General features: G+C 56.7%; 16 protein-coding genes and 1 pseudogene. 4 read left to right on the top strand and 13 right to left on the bottom strand.

Translation table 11 applies throughout. From position 1 onward, the window contains the following. Nucleotides 1–1,047: 1,047 nt before the first annotated feature. The 8 genes and pseudogenes from AC07UK_RS18705 to AC07UK_RS18670 all read right to left on the bottom strand — a co-directional run bounded on the left by AC07UK_RS18705 (nt 1,048) and on the right by AC07UK_RS18670 (nt 11,404). Entirely contained in the window at nt 1,048–3,393 is a 2,346-nt protein-coding gene (locus AC07UK_RS18705) for a TnsB C-terminal domain-containing protein (protein WP_494686125.1), read from the bottom strand. Beyond that, nucleotides 3,368–4,186 carry a PDDEXK family nuclease gene (locus tag AC07UK_RS18700; RefSeq protein ID WP_494686124.1) on the bottom strand — a complete coding sequence of 273 codons (819 nt, stop codon included), beginning with the start codon at nt 4,184–4,186 and terminating at the stop codon, nt 3,368–3,370. Before AC07UK_RS18700 ends, AC07UK_RS18705 begins: the two co-directional genes overlap by 26 nt. Nucleotides 4,187–4,498: 312 nt before the next feature. Continuing rightward, nucleotides 4,499–5,407, bottom strand: a complete 909-nt coding sequence (locus AC07UK_RS18695) for a hypothetical protein (protein WP_494686201.1) — start codon at nt 5,405–5,407, stop codon at nt 4,499–4,501. Between the two features lie 126 nt (nt 5,408–5,533). Next, nucleotides 5,534–5,968: pseudogene (locus AC07UK_RS18690) on the bottom strand (hypothetical protein); the annotation flags it as partial. 53 nt (nt 5,969–6,021) lie between these two features. Continuing rightward, complete coding sequence (locus AC07UK_RS18685) at nt 6,022–6,732, bottom strand: TnsD family Tn7-like transposition protein (RefSeq protein WP_494686200.1); 711 nt, start codon at nt 6,730–6,732, stop codon at nt 6,022–6,024. An 866-nt stretch (nt 6,733–7,598) separates the two neighbouring features. Further along, nucleotides 7,599–8,843 (bottom strand): hypothetical protein, encoded by a 1,245-nt coding sequence (locus AC07UK_RS18680; protein WP_494686123.1) that lies wholly within the window; start codon nt 8,841–8,843, stop codon nt 7,599–7,601. 162 nt (nt 8,844–9,005) lie between these two features. Continuing rightward, nucleotides 9,006–9,359 (bottom strand): DDE-type integrase/transposase/recombinase, encoded by a 354-nt coding sequence (locus tag AC07UK_RS18675; RefSeq protein ID WP_494686199.1) that lies wholly within the window; start codon nt 9,357–9,359, stop codon nt 9,006–9,008. 1,502 nt (nt 9,360–10,861) lie between these two features. Beyond that, nucleotides 10,862–11,404 (bottom strand): HAD domain-containing protein, encoded by a 543-nt coding sequence (locus tag AC07UK_RS18670; protein ID WP_494686122.1) that lies wholly within the window; start codon nt 11,402–11,404, stop codon nt 10,862–10,864. Between the two features lie 197 nt (nt 11,405–11,601). On the opposite strand from AC07UK_RS18670, the gene AC07UK_RS18665 reads away from it, so the two are divergent. Continuing rightward, on the top strand, nt 11,602–12,114 hold the full coding sequence (locus AC07UK_RS18665; protein ID WP_494686121.1) for a DUF6471 domain-containing protein: 513 nt from the start codon (nt 11,602–11,604) through the stop codon (nt 12,112–12,114). Nucleotides 12,115–12,368: 254 nt separating this feature from the next. On the opposite strand, the gene AC07UK_RS18660 is transcribed toward AC07UK_RS18665, so the two are convergent. The 5 genes from AC07UK_RS18660 to AC07UK_RS18640 all read right to left on the bottom strand — a co-directional run bounded on the left by AC07UK_RS18660 (nt 12,369) and on the right by AC07UK_RS18640 (nt 18,369). After that, the gene (locus tag AC07UK_RS18660) at nt 12,369–13,016 is read right to left on the bottom strand and encodes a MarR family winged helix-turn-helix transcriptional regulator (RefSeq protein ID WP_494686120.1); all 648 of its coding nucleotides are present in this window, start codon (nt 13,014–13,016) and stop codon (nt 12,369–12,371) included. A gap of 402 nt (nt 13,017–13,418) precedes the next feature. After that, nucleotides 13,419–14,777 carry an MFS transporter gene (locus tag AC07UK_RS18655; RefSeq protein WP_494686119.1) on the bottom strand — a complete coding sequence of 453 codons (1,359 nt, stop codon included), beginning with the start codon at nt 14,775–14,777 and terminating at the stop codon, nt 13,419–13,421. A 94-nt stretch (nt 14,778–14,871) separates the two neighbouring features. Next, complete coding sequence (locus tag AC07UK_RS18650; RefSeq protein ID WP_494686118.1) at nt 14,872–15,819, bottom strand: zinc-dependent alcohol dehydrogenase; 948 nt, start codon at nt 15,817–15,819, stop codon at nt 14,872–14,874. A 13-nt stretch (nt 15,820–15,832) separates the two neighbouring features. Further along, nucleotides 15,833–16,630, bottom strand: a complete 798-nt coding sequence (locus AC07UK_RS18645; protein ID WP_494686117.1) for an SDR family NAD(P)-dependent oxidoreductase — start codon at nt 16,628–16,630, stop codon at nt 15,833–15,835. Nucleotides 16,631–16,632: 2 nt separating this feature from the next. Continuing rightward, nucleotides 16,633–18,369, bottom strand: coding sequence for a thiamine pyrophosphate-binding protein (locus AC07UK_RS18640; protein WP_494686116.1), 1,737 nt, complete (start codon nt 18,367–18,369; stop codon nt 16,633–16,635). A gap of 523 nt (nt 18,370–18,892) precedes the next feature. Between AC07UK_RS18640 and AC07UK_RS18635 the strand changes: the two genes are divergently transcribed. The 3 genes from AC07UK_RS18635 (at nt 18,893) to AC07UK_RS18625 (ending at nt 21,692) form a co-directional block, all read left to right on the top strand. Further along, nucleotides 18,893–19,738 (top strand): alpha/beta fold hydrolase, encoded by an 846-nt coding sequence (locus AC07UK_RS18635; protein ID WP_494686115.1) that lies wholly within the window; start codon nt 18,893–18,895, stop codon nt 19,736–19,738. A 212-nt stretch (nt 19,739–19,950) separates the two neighbouring features. After that, nucleotides 19,951–20,394, top strand: a complete 444-nt coding sequence (locus tag AC07UK_RS18630) for a MerR family DNA-binding transcriptional regulator (RefSeq protein WP_494686114.1) — start codon at nt 19,951–19,953, stop codon at nt 20,392–20,394. Further along, complete coding sequence (locus tag AC07UK_RS18625; protein ID WP_494686113.1) at nt 20,391–21,692, top strand: NAD(P)/FAD-dependent oxidoreductase; 1,302 nt, start codon at nt 20,391–20,393, stop codon at nt 21,690–21,692. The genes AC07UK_RS18630 and AC07UK_RS18625 overlap by 4 nt, the downstream gene beginning before the upstream one ends. Nucleotides 21,693–21,719: the final 27 nt, after the last annotated feature.

Raw genomic sequence — 21,719 nt, 5'->3', positions numbered from 1 at the left:
CTCGCCGCTCGACGACATACGTCGCTGTTCCATGGTGAAGATGGGCGGCGACAGAGGAACTGAGGCTTTGCAAAAGGCCCCGGTGATCGAAGAAGTGAAATAAAGGTAGGCGGCTCTTATTTCTTTTAGCTAGGGGCGGTGGGAAAGCGAACGTTCAACATGTCCTGTAGAAGCAGCTTTGGACCTCCGCCAATGGCTGGGCAAAGGCAAAGCTACCCATCCACGACCGTGAGGGCCAGATCGGCTGCGTCATGGCTTTGGCCATGACACCTGCGGCGTCAAGGGCTGAGGCCTGCCTGTGCGGACCGCGGCGCGGCTGACCAAGGGCGGACTGCTGGAATGGGGCAGCGACGGGCGAACTCGCGAGGGCCCATACTCGCCGAAGCAGGTCGACTAGGTGGAGGTGGACAGAGGGCCGGTATGCGGAGGGATATTGGCCATCTCGCTGAGTTCAACCCCGTTATAAGTTACTTTATGAGCACTTTTATTCCAGGCGAACGGACTCCGTTTGCTAACTCTGCCAAAAATTTGGTGTACTGCCAGCCATCTGCCTGACCTGTCAATAAAGCCCGCGAAGCTGCAGCAGATGCTGGTTTGCAAGTTTTTTGCTCCGCCTTTCTCTGACTTTATTGTCGCAACTTCTACGACTTTATTTTCCACGCACAACTTCTGGCAACGACAAACACATACGCGCATTCGCTGACAAAAACTTACGCTCACCGGCTCATAACTCTTTGTTTTTACACACAAAATTTAGGCCCTGCCGAGCAAAATTTAGGCAGTTCGGCGCCCCGAAATGCGTCCGGGCCGCGTGACTTGCCGACAAATTTCCTCCTGCGGCAACGTCAAATAGATAACCGCAAAACACCGCGAAAGCCAGAACCGGCGCGGCTTCCAGCATTTTGCACACTCGAATCTATGTGACAGAGGCTGCCGGAACACGCAGGCAACGCTAGGCCGGCCTTTGATAGCAAACGCCCCGCCAGCGACGTTGCCCCCTCTCAGGGCGAAAGCGCAGCGGGGCCTCTTTGTAAAGGTCGCGGTACCTTATCTATTTTTTTCCTTGCCTTCATGAAGTTGGCTGAGGAACCACGCTCCCTGTTTGGAACGATGATGCTGCGGAAGGGTGGGAGCAAGGATATCGGTCCCTTTCTCAGCATCGTCGCTCGATTCCGCGGGCCTAGGGACATCCAGAGCGGCGCCGTCGACTGCCGTATAGAACTGCTCTCGAAGCGCCTCCTCGTGGAGAGCTGCTCTAGCGGCTGGATCGCGAGGCACTATCTTCGGCAATTCCCCGATAGCCACAACCTGCTCAACAAGAAGCTTTTCGACAGGCTGCTTCAGCCGATTTCTCTGTGGCGGCTGCCTTGGTTGCCCGCTACCTTCGACAGCTGCATCAACCCGGTTTTGGAAGCGAATGCTAACATCACTTGCTGGGTCATCTACACCGCCGAAATGTTCTTCCGCCAAGCTCGTTGGTTCCAGCACGTCAATCCCCCCGCCTGGCTTCAGCCACAGGAGAGTGTTGCTGTCTGGCGGAATAATGTAGGAGATCGGGATACCTTTACGGTGATTGATCCCGTTTTGCCCCCGGTATACGACCTCATACGCTCTTAGAGCATCCGAGCTGTATGTGTTATTTCTGGCGCGGACCTTGCCACTGCGGATGGCACCCGGCTCCTCTTTGAGGAAGCGCCGGTGAATTTCCTGGGTATCCCTGGGCACCGAAATGTCACCTCGACGCCGCCTCTGATTTTGTTGAAACAATGTGGCGGGGGTAAGCCCCTTATACTTGGGGGAAATCGTCCCGCGAGATACGTGGCTCTGCCGGTACCGTCTGGTATTGATGATGTTCACCGCTGTGGCGATAAGGAGTTCCAGCACTTCCGCGGTGACCCGAGCCACGATACCGGGCTTGCGCGTACGCCCGTTGCCCTCCGGTTTCGTTGGCGAAATAACCCCGCCTTTCAGATTCGACAACTGACGGAGCACCCATCGAAGCATTGCTTTGAAATTCCCGAAAGAGCCTTCAACCCGTCCCTTTCCCTCAGGAGTCCTGGGCGGTGGCGCTACCACGCCAATCCTCATCTCCTTGGAAAGCAAGTTCCTGATTTCAGACGAGAAGCCTGGTCCGCGATCAGGACAGACGGCGTCAATCTGTCCGTGGACGAATCCGGACCTGTCCCCGGTGTACTTAATCCGGTCGAGCCACGGGTCCTTTGACAGGAAGGCCCGCAGGACTAACTGCCGGTAAATCGTGCTGTTTTCCGCTCTCCCATACCAAGCGACCCAGCTCACGACACAGCCAGTGTCTCTATCGACCAGGAATGCCAAAATTGGGTTACCTGCGCTAACGGGACCAACCCCTGGAGCCTCAACTATGACTTCCACAAGCTTCAAGTGACTGCAATCGATATCACCAATTTGCCTGCCAAGCGTGATATCGATTGCGTGACCTCCCTGCGCGCCAATGGTATCCGCTTTCGGAGCTGGGTACTTCTCGTCCAGCTTCATCTCCACAATCAGCCGCTTTGCGTGGTAGATGAAGGTCGTGCGCAGAGGGATACGCCGCCGCCTTATCTTCGCCGCTCGGCCTTGGGTCGCGTCCACCGGAACACCCTTCGTCAAGTGTTCAACCATCTTCTCGTACACAAAACTCAATGATGTCGCGTGGAGACCTCGATAGAACATCTCGAGCGCCTCGCAAAAAACTTTAATCCAGTAGCGCGTTACCCTCCCGTAATTCGTTACACGACAGAGCTTCCCTCCGCGCAACTCCTCTCTGGGCCGCCCCACCTTTTGTCCGTTCGTATTAGTACGGGTCTCCCCGGGCGCCCCGCGTCGCCGATAATGCGGCATGATGGCTCGCTCCCCACCCTCCAGCCACCCCCCAAACCAAATCCACGCGTTGAATAATTCACGCACGGCATCCTTGCGTTCGCCGGTCCGTTTCGCCTGTTCTGCGATCAGTGACTCGCGCAGCGACTCATTCGTATAGACGTCATAAGGCTGAATTTCGTAGCCGAGCTCACGTGCAAGCTCGCCATTGAGCACAGGCAGCAGAACGGCTTTTCTTTCCGAAAGTTTCTCCGACTCTGCGTCGGTTAGCTCAATGCTTTCCGACATGAACCAAAACCGAATGAACTCTGGAACTTGACAAATCACCGTCCCAAGCAATAGTGCCACCTTGTCATATGGCCATACGACAATCTTGCAATCAGCGTCTGGGATGCTCGGCTTCTTCCCCAGCGGCATCACATAGAATCGTCGCAGAGTTTTATCGTAGTGCACGAACCGAAAGAAATGACTGCCTTGCGGCGCCTTCCACTCCAACGGTGCCATCACATCGAATGGGCACGTGAACTCCTCAATGGTGTCGGTTTCCGCCAGCATCGCCTTTCTCCAAGAGTCTCAATGGATATTCAGGATCGAGCCGATAGTCATCATCGACAGCCAGAAGTCCCGTGCAAATCGCGGCACCGAACAAGCGATACCCGTCTAGAGATGAATAGTTCATGCGTCCCGCCACCAGCGAAATACGGCGGTCTAGCGAGCCCCTTGCCTCACTTCGCTTAATACGTCTTGCAAACTCGACGGCGTCGTCATAAAGCGCTGACACATTCGAATCGAGACAGCAAGACCGTATGAAGGCAAGGTTCCTTGATGTAAACTTCCTATGCCATTCACCTCCGACTGTTTCCCAAGTAGCGCCACGAGACTCGGCATATAGCCGCTCCCGCTCATGTCGTCGCTTCACCTTGTCCTCCGGGAGCAACTCCTCTGGTTTGACGCTCACAGCATGAAGGTGGAGTGCCAATGTATCGCGGCGCTGTAGCGTCACCACTCTGTCGATTGTGGCAACATCCGACTTACGGAGACGCTCGCCCCACCCAAGCCGCCGAAGAACCTTCTCTTCGAGTGTCATTGGGAAGTGAGGTCTGACTTCAATCACAAACGGGCTTAACATCAGTCGAAAGTCGAGGATGCTCTCAAGCAGGGAATGAAATACCGTCGCTTCGCCGGACTTCATGTCAAACTCACAGCCAGCTAGTGCTGTTTTTCCTTGCTCCGGTCCAAGCATTGGCTCGTACGCTGTCCCGTGTAGAACTCCGAAAACATCGCGCTCAGGAAGTTCGACGCGAGGGTTAGGTACGAAATAATCTGCGAATCGTTCAATGCAAATCATGGCGTTTCTTCTATTTGAATTCAACAAGACTCCGCCTGCGGCTTAGCCGTCAGGTACCTGTGTGACGCTCCAGCGCAACTCTGCTGCGCGCTAGAGCGCCACTACTACCTACTCAATGGCGACTCGGTCCGCCTCAGGGCGGTACATCACGCAAATCCAGCCGCCAGAAAACCTCCGGCTCTTGCGCCATCGGGTATTGACGTCTAATGTCTATGACAGATGGCATCTTCATCAATTGGAAGTCTGGAGTGCTCGCGGGGAGCTCGTTAAGGAGTTCTATCCATAAAAAATTTTTGGATTGCGCAAAAATAATCATTTGCTTTGCCTCCACTTGAGAATCATGAGACGGCGAACATGGTGCGGTATCGTTTCCGGCGAGGATATGTGCGGCAACCAAGTCTTCATTTGCCGCAGGCTGTGTTGCTCTTTCGTTTCGACAAGGCTGGCCACCAGCTCAATAGCTCTCGGCAGTCTTTCCATTCTTGCGTTCGTACACCACGTACTTTCGCTATAACATCCCTCAACTAACGCCCGACGAGTGAATCTTGGTAGGTTCGGATCTGAAGATAACTCCCGGAATCTGCTTTCGATTCGGTTCACAGCACGCGCATCAATGTCCATGGGTTTTGAAATTCCCCTATTATCCCTACATGGGATTACGACTGGATTTCGCGGCACTTTCTCTTCCAGCCAGTCATACTTATATTGGTGCAGGAGCTTCCTGGCCTGAGAATGGAACAGCCGTCGGAACTCGGCGCGAGTCAACACCCCGCGATCGACACAAAGTGCTTCGATTTTGTCCATCAGGTTTTTGAGCCGCCGCTTTTCCTTCTCGCTTGGAATCGGCATATGTCTCGGCGCATCCGGACGAGCAGCATCGACGAAGTTCTGAGGAGTCGCGAACAGCATGCTCTGCACAATCGCGTTGACCACCGGATTTGTACTGAAACTTTTCCCAACTATGCATCGTCTCAGCACGCTTCGCGTCCCCGTCTTCAGGCCCAGACTGCGTGCGAGCTCACCTGCTCCAGACGCATCAAAAAGACCCTCTAGACCGCGAGCGTTGGCTGGCCCTCCAGCGGATATCAGCCCGAGCTTTCTAGCTTGCTCGCGGTATGCATGCCGTATTCGCTCTGGTGAGAGATGACTCAATCCACCTTCGATTGTGAACTGGATGAACTCAGACATTCGTATTGAGGCTTCTTCACCAATCTCCGACATGATCGGCACCGACAGCCGAAGGGGGCCGCCACAGAAACAAGTCTGTCGTAGCAATCGGACTGTCACGCTATATCTTGAGCCCTCGACACACCGACCGCACAGATCCCAATACCGTTGGCCATGGCGTGGACAATGCAGGACGCCGGGAACCAACGATGCGCGACGCCAGATTGGAATCCGTTTCTTGCTATCATCTTCCGCCACACATGCATGGCAAACTCGGACCCGACCGTTCGGCTGTGGAAATGTCGCCATGCCTGTCATGTGGGCGATCCGGTCCTGCGTCGAATCGCTCGTATGTGCTCCCAACCTCTTTCGCTGTGGCTCCGTCAGGTACGGTTCAAATAGTGGGTTGTGAAAATTTTCACTTAGCAACTTATTAATTGGCTTGAGGGAAAGAATGCTTGGGAAACGAAGCTTGACCGCCGACGGGAATAGGAGTGAGAACCTTTTTCCCGGCCGATGTAGCAGTGATTTTTGTGCAAACACAGAGATTCGATTCAAATAGCTCACATACGCCTCATCCTCATCAATTGGAAGTAGAAGAATAGGAGTAGGCATCAAGTCTTCGCTAATGTCAGAAGTCATAAGTTCCTTGAATTTTGATTGATGGCTTATACATCACCACCGCTAAGCGCCTTCACACGGGCATGGAAGACGGAAACCGATTCCTCCGCTTGAGCTACAGCGTCAGCCACTCGCTTCCATCGCAGAGCGTCCTCAAAGCTGGACTGGGTGAGTCCGGTTTCGACGACGAGAAATCGCCTACTACACCGCACTGCGGGAATACGCTGGCGTGTAGCTCTACCGATTTCGGCAATGCGCGATGCCAGCTTCGCGTCAGCCCCATATGGGCGGCGTCGATGGCTCCTAGGGGCGCAACTCCACGTATGCACGCCAGTTCCGTGCTCCCGAAGCCAATCTTTGTCATTTTTATAGAGCCATCGATATATGCGTGGCACCCTGTTGCGAACGTAGTTTGTGCTTCTATCCGGCCAGCGCTTCAATGCCTCTAGCCAGGCATGGCGACGCTTCTCGCGCTCCCCTTCCATACGCAGCGCATTCACGAGTCCCCATAGCCCATCTCGACGAATTAGGTGGTAGACCCGATCAACGGGAATTGAGAGCAGCGCCGCCACACGCTTCGGCGAGTAGCCCTTTCTCAGCAGCTCTGTGATTCGTCGACCGTATGCCGTCCACCTTGGGTGGACTACCGGCTTGCTTGCCTCCGTTCGTTCCTCTCGGCGAGATATCTGTACGCATTCACGACTTACTACAGTGCGAATTCCGAAACGTTCAGCAAACTCGGAGTCTTCCAATAGCATTGCCAGCAGGACAACAAACACAGGGTGTTGTGACCGCACTGCATCCAGGAGCCAATGAACCGTGTGACTGGCCCGCTGCTCCCCAGTTGCAAGTGTTCTTAGGCGTACGTCGAATGCGGAGCCCTCGTAATAGGAGCGCATAGCCTCGTCGAGCTGCGAGGCCCTAAGGCTTCCATTCGGCCTATAGAAGCCTGCGGCAACCAAACGCTCTCTCAGCCCGGCGCGAAACTCGGCAATCGCTTCCGGTCCCGTTAGACTCAATAATCCGGCGCTCATTTGTGCAAATCGGCGTGCCGAGGTTATATAAGCGGTGGACGGCCTCGCCAACACAGAGCCCTTCTTTGACCTCGTCTCATCAACCAGCGGGACGTCCTTATGCACGGCGCACATCTGCACGAGCGGCAGCACGTGATACGTCAACTGTCCGGATCTTCCATAGGCGGCCAGCTGTTCCCTCCTGCAGGCTGGGCAATAGAGACGCGGGGTCCGCTCCAGTTCAATCGGCGCTAGCAAGCGCGGAAAATGCAGTCTTGACGACGTGCTGTCCATAAGCCAATTCCAAAGCGCAGTTTGCGTTTCCGTGCTGCATGCCGAAGCGTGGTAGCGGTATATGCTGTGATTCTCGATAAGCTCGTCAGGAGTTCCCAGGATGCCTTCGGTGACGGAACAGAACTTCCTCACACCGATGGCGACGCTGTGCATAACCGGTCCGCCAATCGGTGGCCCTTCTAACGAAAGCCGATGAGGTTGCTGGCCAGACTCGCCAAAAACCAAAACATCCGTGCAGTAACTGCTCATGGCCTCGGCCGGAATGATGGGTGGGATAAATGGAGTCATATGGAAGCTCGCATAGCGCAGCGATCGGTTCACTTGGCATTCTTTTTGCCGACGCTGATATATTGGGTCGACAATGGCAGAAACTCCTGAAAGCGGGTCTTGTACTCGCCGGAAATTGGATTTCCCTTCGCTGCTTCCGAGATGGCGATGAGTACGCCCTTGTGCCGCGATAGAGCGGCATCTGCGACAGCAAGCTGGGCATCTTTTGACGACATTCCGCTATTCATAATTTCGTCCACTACGGCGGTTGCCGCTTTCACATAAAGACGGCGCTGAAACCCACTTTTTTGAAGAATGTCCGCCATCGTCTGTTCGCTGATTATTTCGCGAATTGCAGGTGGCAGCCCCGCCCAGTAAGAGCTAGCGGCGCGGCTTCCATCGTCGAACCCATAAGACGAAATCTCGATATGCTGGTTATGGAGAAGCTCGCTTCCTGCAGCCGGTTGTTCGCGCAGATGGTTCAACAACGCGCAGCTTCCCGAAAGCATTACCGGAATGCCCGTTGCCCTCGGAATCTCAGCTAAGAACGAAAGCGCGCGATTGCTGGTGGGTGAGCGAACGTTGTCCGAATTTACGCCGTAGACATAGAGCATCCCGACATTGAACAGCTGAAGCAAAACCTCAATGAAAGATTCCGGGTTTCTCCGAGAGATGCCTCTCAACCGTTGCCCGATGAAAAACCGCGTCTTGCCAAGCATCTGGTCCAATGCAACCAAGATTCTGTCGGCGAGCCCTGGCATGGTTCCGCAGTTTGGCCACAGTATGACGAGAGCAAAGATCTGATACAGAAGCAATCTAATCCCGCCTAGCTCATCATGGGCATGCTTGTAAGCTACGTGGCTTTTTACCCGTTTTGCGAACCGCGATTCGTCCATCTCAGTGGTAAAAATCGCAACTTGCGAGAATTGACCTGCCATTAGAGGCGGTGGAATAGGGGTGTAAATGTTATTCATGACCGCTCGGGCTTGCGATTCGCGGGCCGCTATAAAGTCGCTCTCCACGGCTAGTGCACGCAAAGAGCTAGCGGTGGCGTCAATGCCCTGTGCCAAGAAGAACTCTTCAGCTTCTGTTGGCTCAAAGCCCTCTCTTAAGCCGGTTCGGACTGCCGTCACCTCATCCTCAACCAGCCTCTGGCGGGCCGGGGCCACGGCCGGACCATCGATGCGCAACGCCGCCTCCGGGCTAAGTTCCCCGTTCAGCAGCTCGAAAGGTCGCAAAAACTCGTCGCCCAGCAGTCGAGGTACGAACGAGGTCAGTTCCTTGCCTGTAGACATGATTCCCTCTTGTGTTAAGTTGGTTTTCAAAGACGCAAGGCGAGCGCGTTCCACCACTGCGTCCGTGGTTTGCTAATCTTTTTGGTGATATCTGTGCGAGCCTGGATTACCGCTCAGTGCGCGAGTAACCCTTCACGAGCGGCCGGAAAAACAGTTTCGGTGCTACTTTGGCCAGTTCATGCGTGAACTGCCCTTGCAGACGACCAGTCCGTTGGTATTCAGCATTCGATGAACCCTTCTCCCAGAAAGGCCCGAGCTTTGAGCGGCGTACACAACCGAACCAGGTGCTGGCCTGCGCAGCCGTATCGCCATGCTCAACGCGGAGACTGCCAGCGCCTTAGATCTTTCTGTGGCCGTTGCCCAGCCGAGGACCTCGCGTGAGCAGAGGTCGAGCACCACCGCCCGATAAATCCAGCCCTCTCTCGTGCGGATACACGCGACGTAGCACATCCAAGCCTGGCCGGGCCCTCGAGGTGACACCGGCGTCGGCCGGATATCTGAACCTCGTGAGTCCATCTGCCTGGTCCTGATCGAGCGGGCAGGTTTTTTCGCTTTTTGCTTTGCCATAAATTCCTCGTTCGCAGATGCGAAGAACGTTCAGGCAAAACTCGACTAAGGCACCCTCTTCTCTCAGAGGTTGCGAGTCAGAGCCTTGGCCCGAACTGACGAAGCTTGCAATACAAGCTTCGGTCCAAATTGACGCGCAAACGCGACCCACCCGCCTTGTTATCAGGCGGAAGGAGTTGTCGGCGTCCGACGTAGCAAATAGCGACTAGGCTCTCGGCTTAGCGCCCTTCAGCGGGTTCCGAGGATTCCCGCTCTTCCTCTGGGAAAATACTTTCTCGACGATCGCTTTTGACGACAGGGCCGGACCTCCGTCAACAACGCATCTATCGATTTCCAGCGCATTGGACAGCGGATAGCTGCGAGGCAGATTCAGGGACTCGACCAATCGGGCGAGGTCTTCCTGAAATTTCGTGCTCGGCAACGCTGACGTAGATCTGGCGTCTGCACGAACCGCGGCCCGCTTCAGTTGAGGTTGACGCGCCACGCCAGGGCTACCTTGATATGGCCGTCGCGTCTTGCGCTTTGAGGGTTTCGGCGAATGGACCGCGCCGGGGGAATGCGTTGACGGAATGCCGTCTTTTTGCCACGCATTCGTACTCCAAGCCGCAACTAATTGGCCGGACGACTGCAGCCAAAGGGCGCGGCAGTTCGAGCAGCGCACTGGACCGCATTCGGGTGGCGCGATGGCAACCGTGGCAGAGCGAACGGGAGTAACGGAAGAGTTCGCCCGAGAATGCGGGCAGGAGGTTGCGCTCACGGGGCGTGAGCACAGAGAAGCGGCGGTAGCAAGCATAATGACTCCTTTTGTTGCGTCAACACAACGAAAATAGGCGTGTGTTGACACTCGGAGCATCATTGGCGACACTAGGGGTCCTACGCCGGTCGTGTCACTAATGATGCTTCCGAGGCGAAAAGCGGGATTGGCCCTGGCCATCCCGCTTTTTTCCTTTACGGGGCAGCCATTGGCCTCTCTCACTACATCGATTCGAAATTGCTCAGCATGAGCAGCGGCGAGTATTCCACATCGACCATAATGCTGGGAAGAGGCAGTACGCAAAAAAATTTCTGCCACGGATATTGCCAGCCCCCGGACATTTGAGTTAATCGCGAGCAGATGCAGCCTTTGTCAAATCGCGACTTAAAAACTACTTAATAAAAAGAAAGTCCGCGTAATCAATCCGAAAATCCGACTTCAAAAATCTGCGGATTTTCTCGACAGGCTTTGGATTCTCATCGCCCTCGATCCGCGTAATGTGCCCCTTTAGGCATTTGAGATTTCGGCTTTACAAATCCCTCCCCTGACTTCGCCGCCCTTTACAATGCACAATATGCTGTGCTCAACACACCGCTGAAGGGCGACCCGTTTCAGGGCGGGATACCAAACACGGAAGTGGTTTTATGCGAAGCCAAGTCATGATTTTGCGTTGCCATTAAGCAACAGTTGACAAAATTCAGTTCGGCAGGCCTACGTTACATGCCCCTACTTTTGGCTCGGCGAGCGCTTCAAGTGACCCGGAGTCGGGCATTTCCCGCAGAAGGCTAACCAACAATCCGGCCTGTTCGGCCGTTATTAGGCCGTCGGATTGAACGATCACTGTGCAATCCTCTAGTTCGGGCAACACCTCTTGCCGGTCTGAGTCCAGCACGGCGAGGCGACAGGGACCGCGTCGCCGGATATCCGCGCGCAACCAGGCTCGCCGATGCGTCAACGCATGCTTGTGAAATCTGCAGAGGCGATTGCCGCCATACGTCGCCCCAATCACGTGCGAGCGAATTTGGGGCGATAGCTGTCTGACCGTGCACTGGTAGCCGCAGGTCATCACGCCATACGTATGCAGCACCACTGTTGTTTGCGGGAAAACGAGCAGAAGATATTCGAGCAACACCGTCGGATCAATGCCCTGCGTGCCCAGTTCAAAAACGAGCTGGGACTCCGGCCGGTCATCGGTTTGCGGTGGGCGGAGGACTTCCGGGTTGAGGTACAGAGTCGTCACGGCGGACCTCATAGTAGGAGGCACCGGCGCCTTGGCGCGAGATTCCGTGGTCGACGAACTCACGCTAGAATGCGCATATACCGTTCATGGAAGAGGCAACTCCGCCGTGAATTGGCTTCAGTTCTACTTTTGAGTCGCCGAATTCCGTCTCGCTTCCAATTGTTTGAAAGCGACGCATTTCTATTCCGAGACCTATTGTGGCCCTAGTCGAAACTTCCTGGACGCGCCTAGCCTCACGCACAGCTCGTGGCCTGTTAGCGCGAAAGGGATTCACCTACGATGAGGTCTCCCGGGCGCTAAGGTCCATGGGCATTGAAGAATCGCCCAAGTCCGTCGAGCTGCGAATCCAGCGCGGAGCGTTTCGGTGCGAGTTTTTCTTTCAGCTTATCTGCGCGTTGCATGCCGACCTACCCGAAGGCCTCCAACGGACTCTGGATAACAAAGGGAGCTGGGAGGATGCCTGTCGCGAAATTGCGCTCGCCCATTTACTGCAGAGTGCCATCTCTTTTGACAGCTTGTCCAAGCAACTCGAAGAAACTGGTATCCGCGTCAGCCCGACTCAAATCGAATCGCGAATTAGTTCGGGAAGCTTCTCGTTCGCATTCCTCCTACAAATTTCGCATCTGTATCCTATCCCCGGTCTCGAGCGATTCGTGGACCGCTCGGATCTCGCCCAAGCTGCTAACGAAGCCGACGTCGCCCATCCTTGAGCAGCCTTCATTAGCAACGCTGCGTTTCGCGTTCTCTTCTGTTCCGACTCACCACCGCGACTTGATTGGTGAGGGGAACCCCTCACCAAAAGCATAGCGCAGGATGGGCGAGTGTCAAGGTCTTTGTCGCGACGACAGCTTTGATGTTTGCCGGCACCGCGTAGGCCTTCTGTATTTCGCCTGCTTCTCCCTTGTCGAGTTCCATCGGGCCCGCTGGCATGGCCTCGCACCGCCCTACCAAACCCGCCGCCAACTCATCGAACCCGTTCCTTAGCTAGGTCGTCGAGCCTGCTTTCGTACAATCTGAGCATTTCAGCGAGAGCGTCCATGGCACACGGCACTTCAGCGAGAGGCGCCAAGAGCAAGTTAGAAGAGTTAACCGATGCCTCAACAGCGGCATCAACCACCTTGCTGCCATGTTCGGTTAGTTTGATCAGATAGCCGCGCCGGTCTGAAGGATCGGGAATTCGGTCTGCCAGTCCCTGTTTGACCAACTGGTCAATTCGGTAGGTCACTGTTCCCGACGTCACCATCGTTAACGCCTGTATGTCTGTGGGACGTAGACAGTACGGTGGGCCAATTCTGCGCAGCGCAAAGAGCAACAGCATTTCATTCGGTTTGATCCCGAGTTCTTCGCACTCCCTTGCCAACAGTTCGTCGAGCAGCATGCCAATTCTTCGCACACGCAGCGAGAGTCCAAAGAGGGACAGATCTAGGTCATTTCTCTCGGCCTCCCACTGCTTGATCAACGTGTCCGAATTTGCTCGCATTGTGTCACTGTCGCGCACACCGTCCTCGGTGGTTGCATCGGCATTAAGCGCGCGGAGCCGATCGATGAACTCGTCCGCAGCGGTAGGTCGTGATTGCTTCTTGGGAGAGAGCTTCCTCTTCTGTACGGTCATGACGTTCCTGCGTACATGAGATGGTGTGTTCCGGTATCAATCCCGGGATGGCTATGTTGTGTGGATTGTATCGGATGTGCCGCACCGGCAGTGCTTTACGCCGGGCGCCGCGGGTACGCGCAAGTCGCCTCGCAGTGCACGGCATGCGTGTACGTGCCCTAGACTGGCGGCGCTGAAAACGGCTGGGGATGGAGTTCGTGAGGCTGTCGGAGCGCCGGTGGAGATGTTGACGTGCTCCCCACCCTTTTTCCTTGACGCGAAGGCGCAGGATACGTAAAGGTTGGAGTATGAGAAGTGGCTATCATTCCGAGTCTGAGACTCGGTTTTAGCCTTCCCAATCATAGGTCCTAAGCCGCCTACCCCGCCCTGAAGAGACGGGGCTTGCGCGGCGGTTCTATATGGTCACCGCATAGCGGCACGTCTTCCTGTGCCTCGCCAAACAAGAAGGAAAAGGCCTCCTGCCACCAGCCAGCCGACACTCGCTACTGGGCCAAGCGCAAGGCCAATTGCACCTTCTCCGGCATTGATCTGTTTGGCCACGAACGGTATTGAGATTGGCCCAACCCCTAGTCCGACCACGTTGAGAAAGAGGAAGCTACACGCCGACAGTTTGCCAATCATGCGACCTGGTGTGACATTTGCGATTATCAATGCCAGAGCCAGCTGCACTCCCATGGCAAAGAAGATGTTGAAGCCGAGGCAGATCCACGTCAGGGCTGGCGAGATTGCGAGAGGACCGATTCCGGTGGGGATTGCTACAGCCAGGCAGGCCACGCCAGAGAGCAGCGCCACACGGTTCGAGAGGCCGGCCTTGGCGAGTCGATCAAAGATGCGCGAGAATATCAGCGCCGCCAACGGCGCCAGGCACATGGTCATGTATCCATATTGAGAACCAATCTTCGCAATAGGTACATGCCAAGCGCGGCTTATCGCAGTAGGGATCCATGCGCCATAGCTGTAGATACACAGGCCCCAGACTGCATAGAGAACGAAGAGCGGAACATAGATACGTGAATTCCCGCTTGCATGCTGAACTACAGCCGAAAGTGTGGCCGCGTTGCTATTTCCAGTATCGCCGCGCAGGGGTTCCCGAATCAGCATGCCAAGCGCTGCAATCGGAAGACCCGCGCCGCCAATGACGATTAGGACTTGTTGCCAAACTGCCAAGGCAGAGAACCACGGCATCACGCTAAGGTCGGCACCGCCAAGCCAGCCGGCGAGACCGGTAGTAACCACTAATGCTGCGCCGGTACCGACGGATGAGCCAAACAGGTAGAAGCCGTATGCTTTGCCGCGGAGATGATCGGGGAAAGAGTCCTTGATCAGCGAGTACGCAGCGGGTGTCAGTACGGCCTCACCCAGCCCTACGCCCATCCGGCCGATGAACAAAGTAGTGAAATCCTGCGCGAAGCCGCTTAGGACGGTCATCAACGACCAAATTACCACTCCTGCCGTCAGGAGGTTGCGCCGGTTGTACCGGTCGATCAGATAGCCGATCGGGAGCCCCGCCGTGCTATAGAAGACTCCAAATGCGGTGCCGAGTAGCAATCCGATCTGTGTATCAGTGAGTTGCAAATCCTGCTTAATGGGACCGACCAAGACGGTCAACGCGTACCGGTCGACGAACGATAGCAGCAGCATGGCTGCGAGTATCGCAACCATCCTCCATGCCCGGGTTGGGTGGAACCCCAATCTGGCCGGCGTATTGGGTTGAATACCATTAGGACCGAGGGATGCCTCGGATATTTCGGATGGTTGCATCAATGTCTCCTGATATTTTCGTTTTATGCCGGAATGCGCCTCAACGCTCTCCGGCGATGTGCTCCCCGCTGAGACGCACGTCCGCGCAGCGTGGTTACTCACCGATACAGACGTGGACCTTGATGTTTCCAGTGCCGAGTTGGCCGGTAACCATCGCGTTCAGCGTATCGGCTGCTGCCCCGAACGCGATCTCTCGAACCCACGACGTATCGAGCATCGATGCCATACGGCTGGCTTCAATGAACTCCGCTTCGGTGTAGGCGAACGACCCTTGTATAGTCCGCTCGCCACCAATCAGCGGTCCTGCGGCAAGGACAAGTTCGGCAGCATGCAGACCGACCAGGACAGCGACACCGCCGGGGCGCAAAATCGACGCGGCAATACGGCGGGTTTCCTCGGTGCCGACTGCATCGATAACGGCATCAAATTCACCCTCCGGAGACAGCCCAACAGCTGTGGCGCCGAGGCGCTGTGCAAATTCGCGTCGTTCGGGCACAACATCTGACGCAAAGATTTCTTCCACTCCGTCGGCTTCGAGAATTGCCACTGCGCACAGGCCGATCGCGCCTGCGCCGATCACCGCGACGCGCCGGCAGGAACGCCGCACCAGCCGCCAGGCGTGCAAGGCTGTTGCCAACGGATCTACCAGAGCCGCTTGCGCATGGGTGAGATGTTCGACCTCAACAAGATTGCCGGCGGGAACGGCAACGCGCGGTGCGAAGGCGCCTTGCCGATGCACGCCGAGTACCTTCCGTTTTGCACAAAGATGCGTCATGCCTGATTGGCAGACACTGCAACTCCGACAGGAAACAATGGGATTGCCCACCACGAGCGCGCCTGTATCGGTACGCCTCCCCACGAATTCGTGCCCGAGCACAACGCCGTGCGGCAGTTTCGGTCTGCCGTGGGCTACTGCGCCGACGTCGGTGCCACAGATGCCGGTCCGCACCACGTCAACAAGGACGTCTGTGTTTTCGTCAAACGTCAATTCGACGTTCGAAATCTCGACCTTCCTGTCTCCGGCATAAACAAGTGCCTTCATTTCCAGATACTCCTCAGTTAGATTTTTTTGCGGAACGGCGGTGAAGTTCAGGGTAGCGCTGTGTCAGCGCACCGCCATCGACATAGAGCGTGGTGCCGGTGATATACGACGCGTCGTCAGAAACCAGGAAGGCGACGGATGCTGCCAGTTCCTCGGGCCGCCCAGCGCGCCGAAGGAGGATGTTCTCCGTAAATGCCTCGCGGGCACCGGGCACGGAAAGCACGCGATCGACCATGGGCGTCGACGTGAGACCGGGCCCCACTCCGACGACGCGAATTCCATGAGGTGCCAGCTCCATGGCCGCCACCTGGGTCAGCATGGCCACACCCGCCTTTGCCGCACAGTAGGCTCCCAGTCCCTCAGCAGGCTGCAGGGCATTTGTTGATGCGAAATTCACAATTACCCCGCCGCCGCTCTGCGCGAGCATCTGCCGCGCTTCTGCCTTGACCGATACGAAGACGCCGGCTAAGTTGACATCTTGTAAGCGGCGGAACTGTTCAAGAGATTGGTCGAGCAGCAGCGCGCTGGCACCGATGCCGGCAGCGTTGATGCCGATATCGAGCTTGCCGAAACAAGAAACGGCATACGCCACGGCCGCTTCCATGTCTGTCTCGCTAGTGACGTCCGCCGCAAAAGCAGCAGCCGACGAGCCGATGCGCTCTGCCGCTTCATGTGCAGCCGTGGCGTGCTGGTCGACGATTAAGACCTTCGCTCCTTCGCTGGCAAGGCGCCTCGCCGTTGCCAGACCCATGCCGGAACCGCCGCCGGTGACCAATGCGACGCGCCCTTGTAGTCGTTGGTTGGCGGACATGGTCAAACCTCCAGCACGTCGGCATACGGCACACGCGACAGGCCGGAATCGCTGACGAGACCCTTGGCGGCAAGTCCCACGAAGCGCTGGGTCACGGGCGCTATGGATTGCGGCCGGGTGAATACGTTGATGCAGGCAGGCCGATTGGATTTCAGCGCCCGGTCGATGGCTGGCGCGAGTTGGTCGATATGTTCGACATGCTCGGAATAGGCGCCAAACGCCTGCGCGGCGAGGTCGTAGCGTGTTTGGCGGAGTTCCGAGACGACGCGGTTGCCTTGACCGTAGACAAGATCCTGTCCATGCGCGGACATGCTCCACTGCGCATCGTTATTGACTACCACGACAACGGGCAGGTTGTGGCGGACCATAGTGTCGAATTCGGCAAAATTGAAGCCAATTGCGCCGTCTCCGACAAGGCAGATGACACGTGCTTCCGGACGAGCAATCTGGACGCCGACGGCAAGCGGTAGCCCTTCGCCCATGATGCCCAAGTAGCCATGTCCAAGCCAATGATTCGGCTCGAGGCTTTGAGCTTCTGCGTCAAGCCACGCCGGCGTTTCACCGCCATCCGTTACGAGAATTGATTGCGCAGGCGCTGCTGCGGCCAGATGGGCTGCAAGCTGCGCAGGAGAGATAGGCGCGCTAGTTTCGCCATGCTTAGGAGCAGTCTCGGCAATCTTTGTCGGTTGCGGGACCAGGGTTGATGCCCATTCCGACCAGTCGGGCCAGGCATGGTCCGTGTCGCCGTCCAGTAGGGCGACCAGCATTTCAGAGCAATCTGCTGTAATGCCCAGCTGGATATCGCGCAAGCGGCCGATTTCCTCGCTCCTGATGTCAACCTGGATGACAGAGGCCGAGTCAGGAATGACGGATGTGCGGCGCCCCCCGGTATAGAGCCCAAGTCGCGCGCCTAGGATCAGTACGACGTCGGGCGAACCGCCTCCACGCGCGGCGTTTGCCGCGATGCTGCTGAAACCGCGCCCCCAGAGGCGGTGGTTGGTGGGGACTACACCGCGAGACTTGTTGTTCGTCAGTACAGGAATGCCGGACCGCTCGGCGAAAGCTAGCAGTGGGTCAGCGGCACCGGAATAGACAATGCCTCCGCCGGCCAAGATCACCGGGCGCTGGGCGGACTTCAGAAGTTGCAGCGCTTGCGAAACGGCTTCGTGCGTTGGGGCTGCACGAGATACGCGCAGTGCGCCATTCGGGTACGACAATGCATCGTCGTTGATCCGCGCGAACATCACGTCGCTCGGGATCTCGAGATAGACCGGCCCCGGCCTACCTTCACGAGCGATCCGGAAGGCCCGAGCGACCATTTCAGGCAGCAGTTCGATATGGGTAACAGCGCAGGCCCACTTTGTGATGCCGCGCATTACCGACAATTGTTCATAGCCACTGTTGACCGGAAGCGCGTCGATGTCGCGAAGGGGCGGTGCACCCCCGATGATTACCATGGCCACGCAATCCACATAGGCGTTTGCAACTGCGGTGACGATGTTGGTGACTCCGCCCCCTGCCGTCACCATGGCTACCCCAACGTTGCCTGTCGCGCGGGCCCATCCCATCGCTGCAAGGCCGGCGGCCTGCTCATGCCGTGTATCGACCAGCCTGATGCCGGCGCCGACAGCCGCGTAGTAGGCGCTCTCAAGGTGACCACCATGAAGGGTGAACACCGTGGAAACGCCGAAGCTTTGCATTGCCTTGACCAGTACCTGGCCTCCGTCTACCACTGACATAAGAACTCTCCTGAGTGTTGTGCGCATGACGGACCGGGGCTGGAAACGAACCCTGGCTCTGGTGCGCGATCCCGTGCCGCTTACTTAACTTGACTTGACGATCAAGTATCTTTAAATTCAAGATTAATTGGGCGGGATAGCCTCGGAAACTAGGACTTCTACGTAGCCGCCCGCCGAAGCACATCCGGCACCGGCGTTCTGCCGAAGCAAGGCAACGCGAAGACGCCAAGCTTGGCCGGGCGCGCGCCGTGAGGAATGGGTTGTCAGAGGCGGACTCGGGATTCGAAACTTGGAGCGCGAGTGCGCCAGAGCGCACGCTGTCAACGGGGAGGACAACAGTAAGCAGTGCTTATGTGCGCCACCACCTTCGGGTAGGTGGTGATCGGCCCGCCGTCGTTGTTCCGGTCAGATAGTGTCCAAGTGAACTACGCCGAAATGCTTCGCCCAGGCGAGATTGGTTGGCCGCCGCTACCTTAGTTACCACCTCCGTTGAAGCTGATTTCTAAACATCAAGACTGAAGGTATGACTCAACGAATTTCCGTAAACGGAATCCATCTTAATGTCCTAGATGTTGGCTCCGGGCCGCCGGTATTGCTGCTGCATGGATTCCCAGACACCCACCGTGTGTGGCGGCATCAGGTGCCGGCCTTGCTCAATGCCGGGTTTCGGGTGATCGCACCCGACCTGAGAGGATTCGGCGAGTCAGACCGCCCCGAAGGGGTCGATGCCTACGCAATGCCGACCATCGTGCAAGACATCGTTGCGCTACTGGATCAACTCGGCCTGCCGAAGGTTCACCTCGTATGCCACGACTTCGGCGCAGCTGCCGGCTGGGTGCTGGCGGCATTGCATTCTTCACGAATAGACCGCATCGCGGCACTGTCGGTAGGTCACGTCAACGCCATGCGCTTGAGCGGCCTCGACCAGCGAGCGATGTCGTGGTACATGCTGCTGTTCCAGTTCGAAGGTTTAGCGGAAGAGTTGCTTCGAGCCGACGGTTGGGCTTTCCTACGCAATTGGGGGCGCCACCACTCAGAAGCTGATCACTGGATTGAAGAGCTGAGCAAGCCTGGAGCTCTGACTGCGGCGCTAAACTGGTACCGCGCCAATCAGCATCCCCGCCGATTGCTGGCACCACCGGAGCTGATTCCAACGGTCGCGTCGCCTGTGTTGTCGCTGTGGAGCAGCAACGATCCCTACCTCGGGGAAGCACAGGTTGTACGCACGCGCGATTTCGTCACTGGGCCGTGGCAATATCTACGCATCGAAGGGGCGAGCCACTGGATGCAACTCGATCGGCCCGAAATCGTGAATCGCGCCCTCGTCGACTTCCTGGCAGAGAGGAAGGCCTCTTCCGCGTCGTCGTAAAGTAAAAGCCGCGCCAGTCAATCCCCACGAAACTGCGCGCACGATTTTGAGTAGGGCCGCGCAAGGTTACTCACCATCCATACCGCCGCCATCGAAAGCGATGGTGATTCGCAATGGCGGCGAGTCGCGCAACGCACTGGGTATCCAGCTGTATATGGATAGGGTGTGCAAACCTAATCATGCGCGTTTAAAACGCATGCCTATACCGGTTTATGAACAAACCGGAAACGCACCTTCTATCAATCGGCGAAGCGGCAGCCGCGCTTGGCGTGGCCGTCGCGACATTACGGCGCTGGCATCGCCAGGGCCGGCTGCTTCTTGCTACCTGCCATCCGCACATTAAGCGGCCATCGTCATTACGAGTCGGATGTGCTGCGAGCCGCGTCTGGCGCAGCACACGCCCCCGGGAGCAAGACAGGACTTCAGCGCGCCCTCCTGGACATTCTTCGCGAGCGCGTGAGCCGCTTTGTCATCGTCGCGTTGAGGATCGAAGCCGCGCACGTGATCAGCCAAATGGTTCCACGACCGCAAATGTAACCAAATGTGAAACACCGGCCACGCCTGGAAGACACACGCCGCACAGCGTGCCTCCAACTTACATACATTCCAGAATGTATGTAAAATTACCGAGAACTACGGACCATTTATTAGCATGAAGCACAACAATCCACGCAAAAAAGTATTGATCATCGGCGGCGGCGTTGCCGGATTGACATTAGCTACGAAACTTGGCGACCAGCTCGGCCGCTCAGGCAAGGCAGAAATCACCCTGGTTGACCGCAGCCCCACACATATCTGGAAGCCGATGCTGCATGCATTAGCGGCTGGCACATGGGACGCTCAACAACAGCAAGTCAGTTTCCTCCCCCACGCTCGTAGACATTGCTTCAACTTTCAGCCTGGCGACATTTGCGACTTGAATCGCAGCTCGCGCACGGTGACGTTAGCACCGTTCACACTTGCGAGCGGCGAGGTTGTCGTGGAACAGCGTACGCTTGAGTACGACGTACTAGTGCTCGCCATCGGTAGCCGCGCTAACGATTTCGACACGCCGGGAGTGGCCGAGACATGTCACTTCATCGATAGCCAGGTTCAGGCCGACGCCTTCAACGAGATGCTTCGTGCCCGCTTGCTGCGCTGCGTTGTGGAAAAAGAAACGCTTCGGGTCGCTATCGTTGGCGGTGGAGCTACCGGCGTAGAGTTATGCGCCGAGCTGAGCCGACTCTTGGATCTCGCGTCCAACTATGGCGATAACGAACTTCGCCAGCGCCTTCACTTGACTTTAATTGAAAGCGCACCGCGCATCTTGGCCGCATTTCCAGAACGCATCTCCGCTTCGTCCGCTGAACAACTGCGCGGTATCGGTGTAGATATCCATGTGGATACGCGTGTAGTCAGCGCGGAACCCTCAGGATTTCGCCTCGGCGATGGTCGCCTCTTACCGGCAGAGCTAATGGTTTGGGCTGCCGGTGTCAAGGCAGCGGACTTCCTCGCGAGGCTTCCCGACATTAGCACTACACGCACTAATCAAGTGCTTGTGCGCCCCACACTGCAGTCGGAGGAAGACCCGAACATCTTTGCCATCGGAGATTGCGCCAGCTTCGTCCCGACAGACGGCGGCAAGCCATTGCCACCCACAGCTCAAGTCGCGAATCAGCAAGCCGAACACCTATCCCGCCACCTCGGGCAATGGCTCGAAGGGGCCGCCCTTCCTCCTTTTGTATTCCGGGATATGGGTGCGCTCGTTTCTCTCAGCAATTACAATGCTTTCGGCACGCTAGGAAAGTTTGGCTTCTTTAGAGGCGCATTTCTCCAGGGCAGCTTCGCGCAAGCAAGCCACGCTTTTTTATATCGTCGCCAACAGGTAGGGCTACATGGTCTTTGTCGAGCCAGCCTAATGTGGTTGGCAGAAGCATTGAACAAATTGGTGCGTCCACCAATTAGGCTTTCTTGATCCCGTTGGAAGTCTGTGCCAGCGGCG

The organism is Cupriavidus sp. GW821-FHT07C08, assembly GCF_059419025.1.
This window is presented reverse-complemented; position numbering and strand designations above follow the sequence as displayed.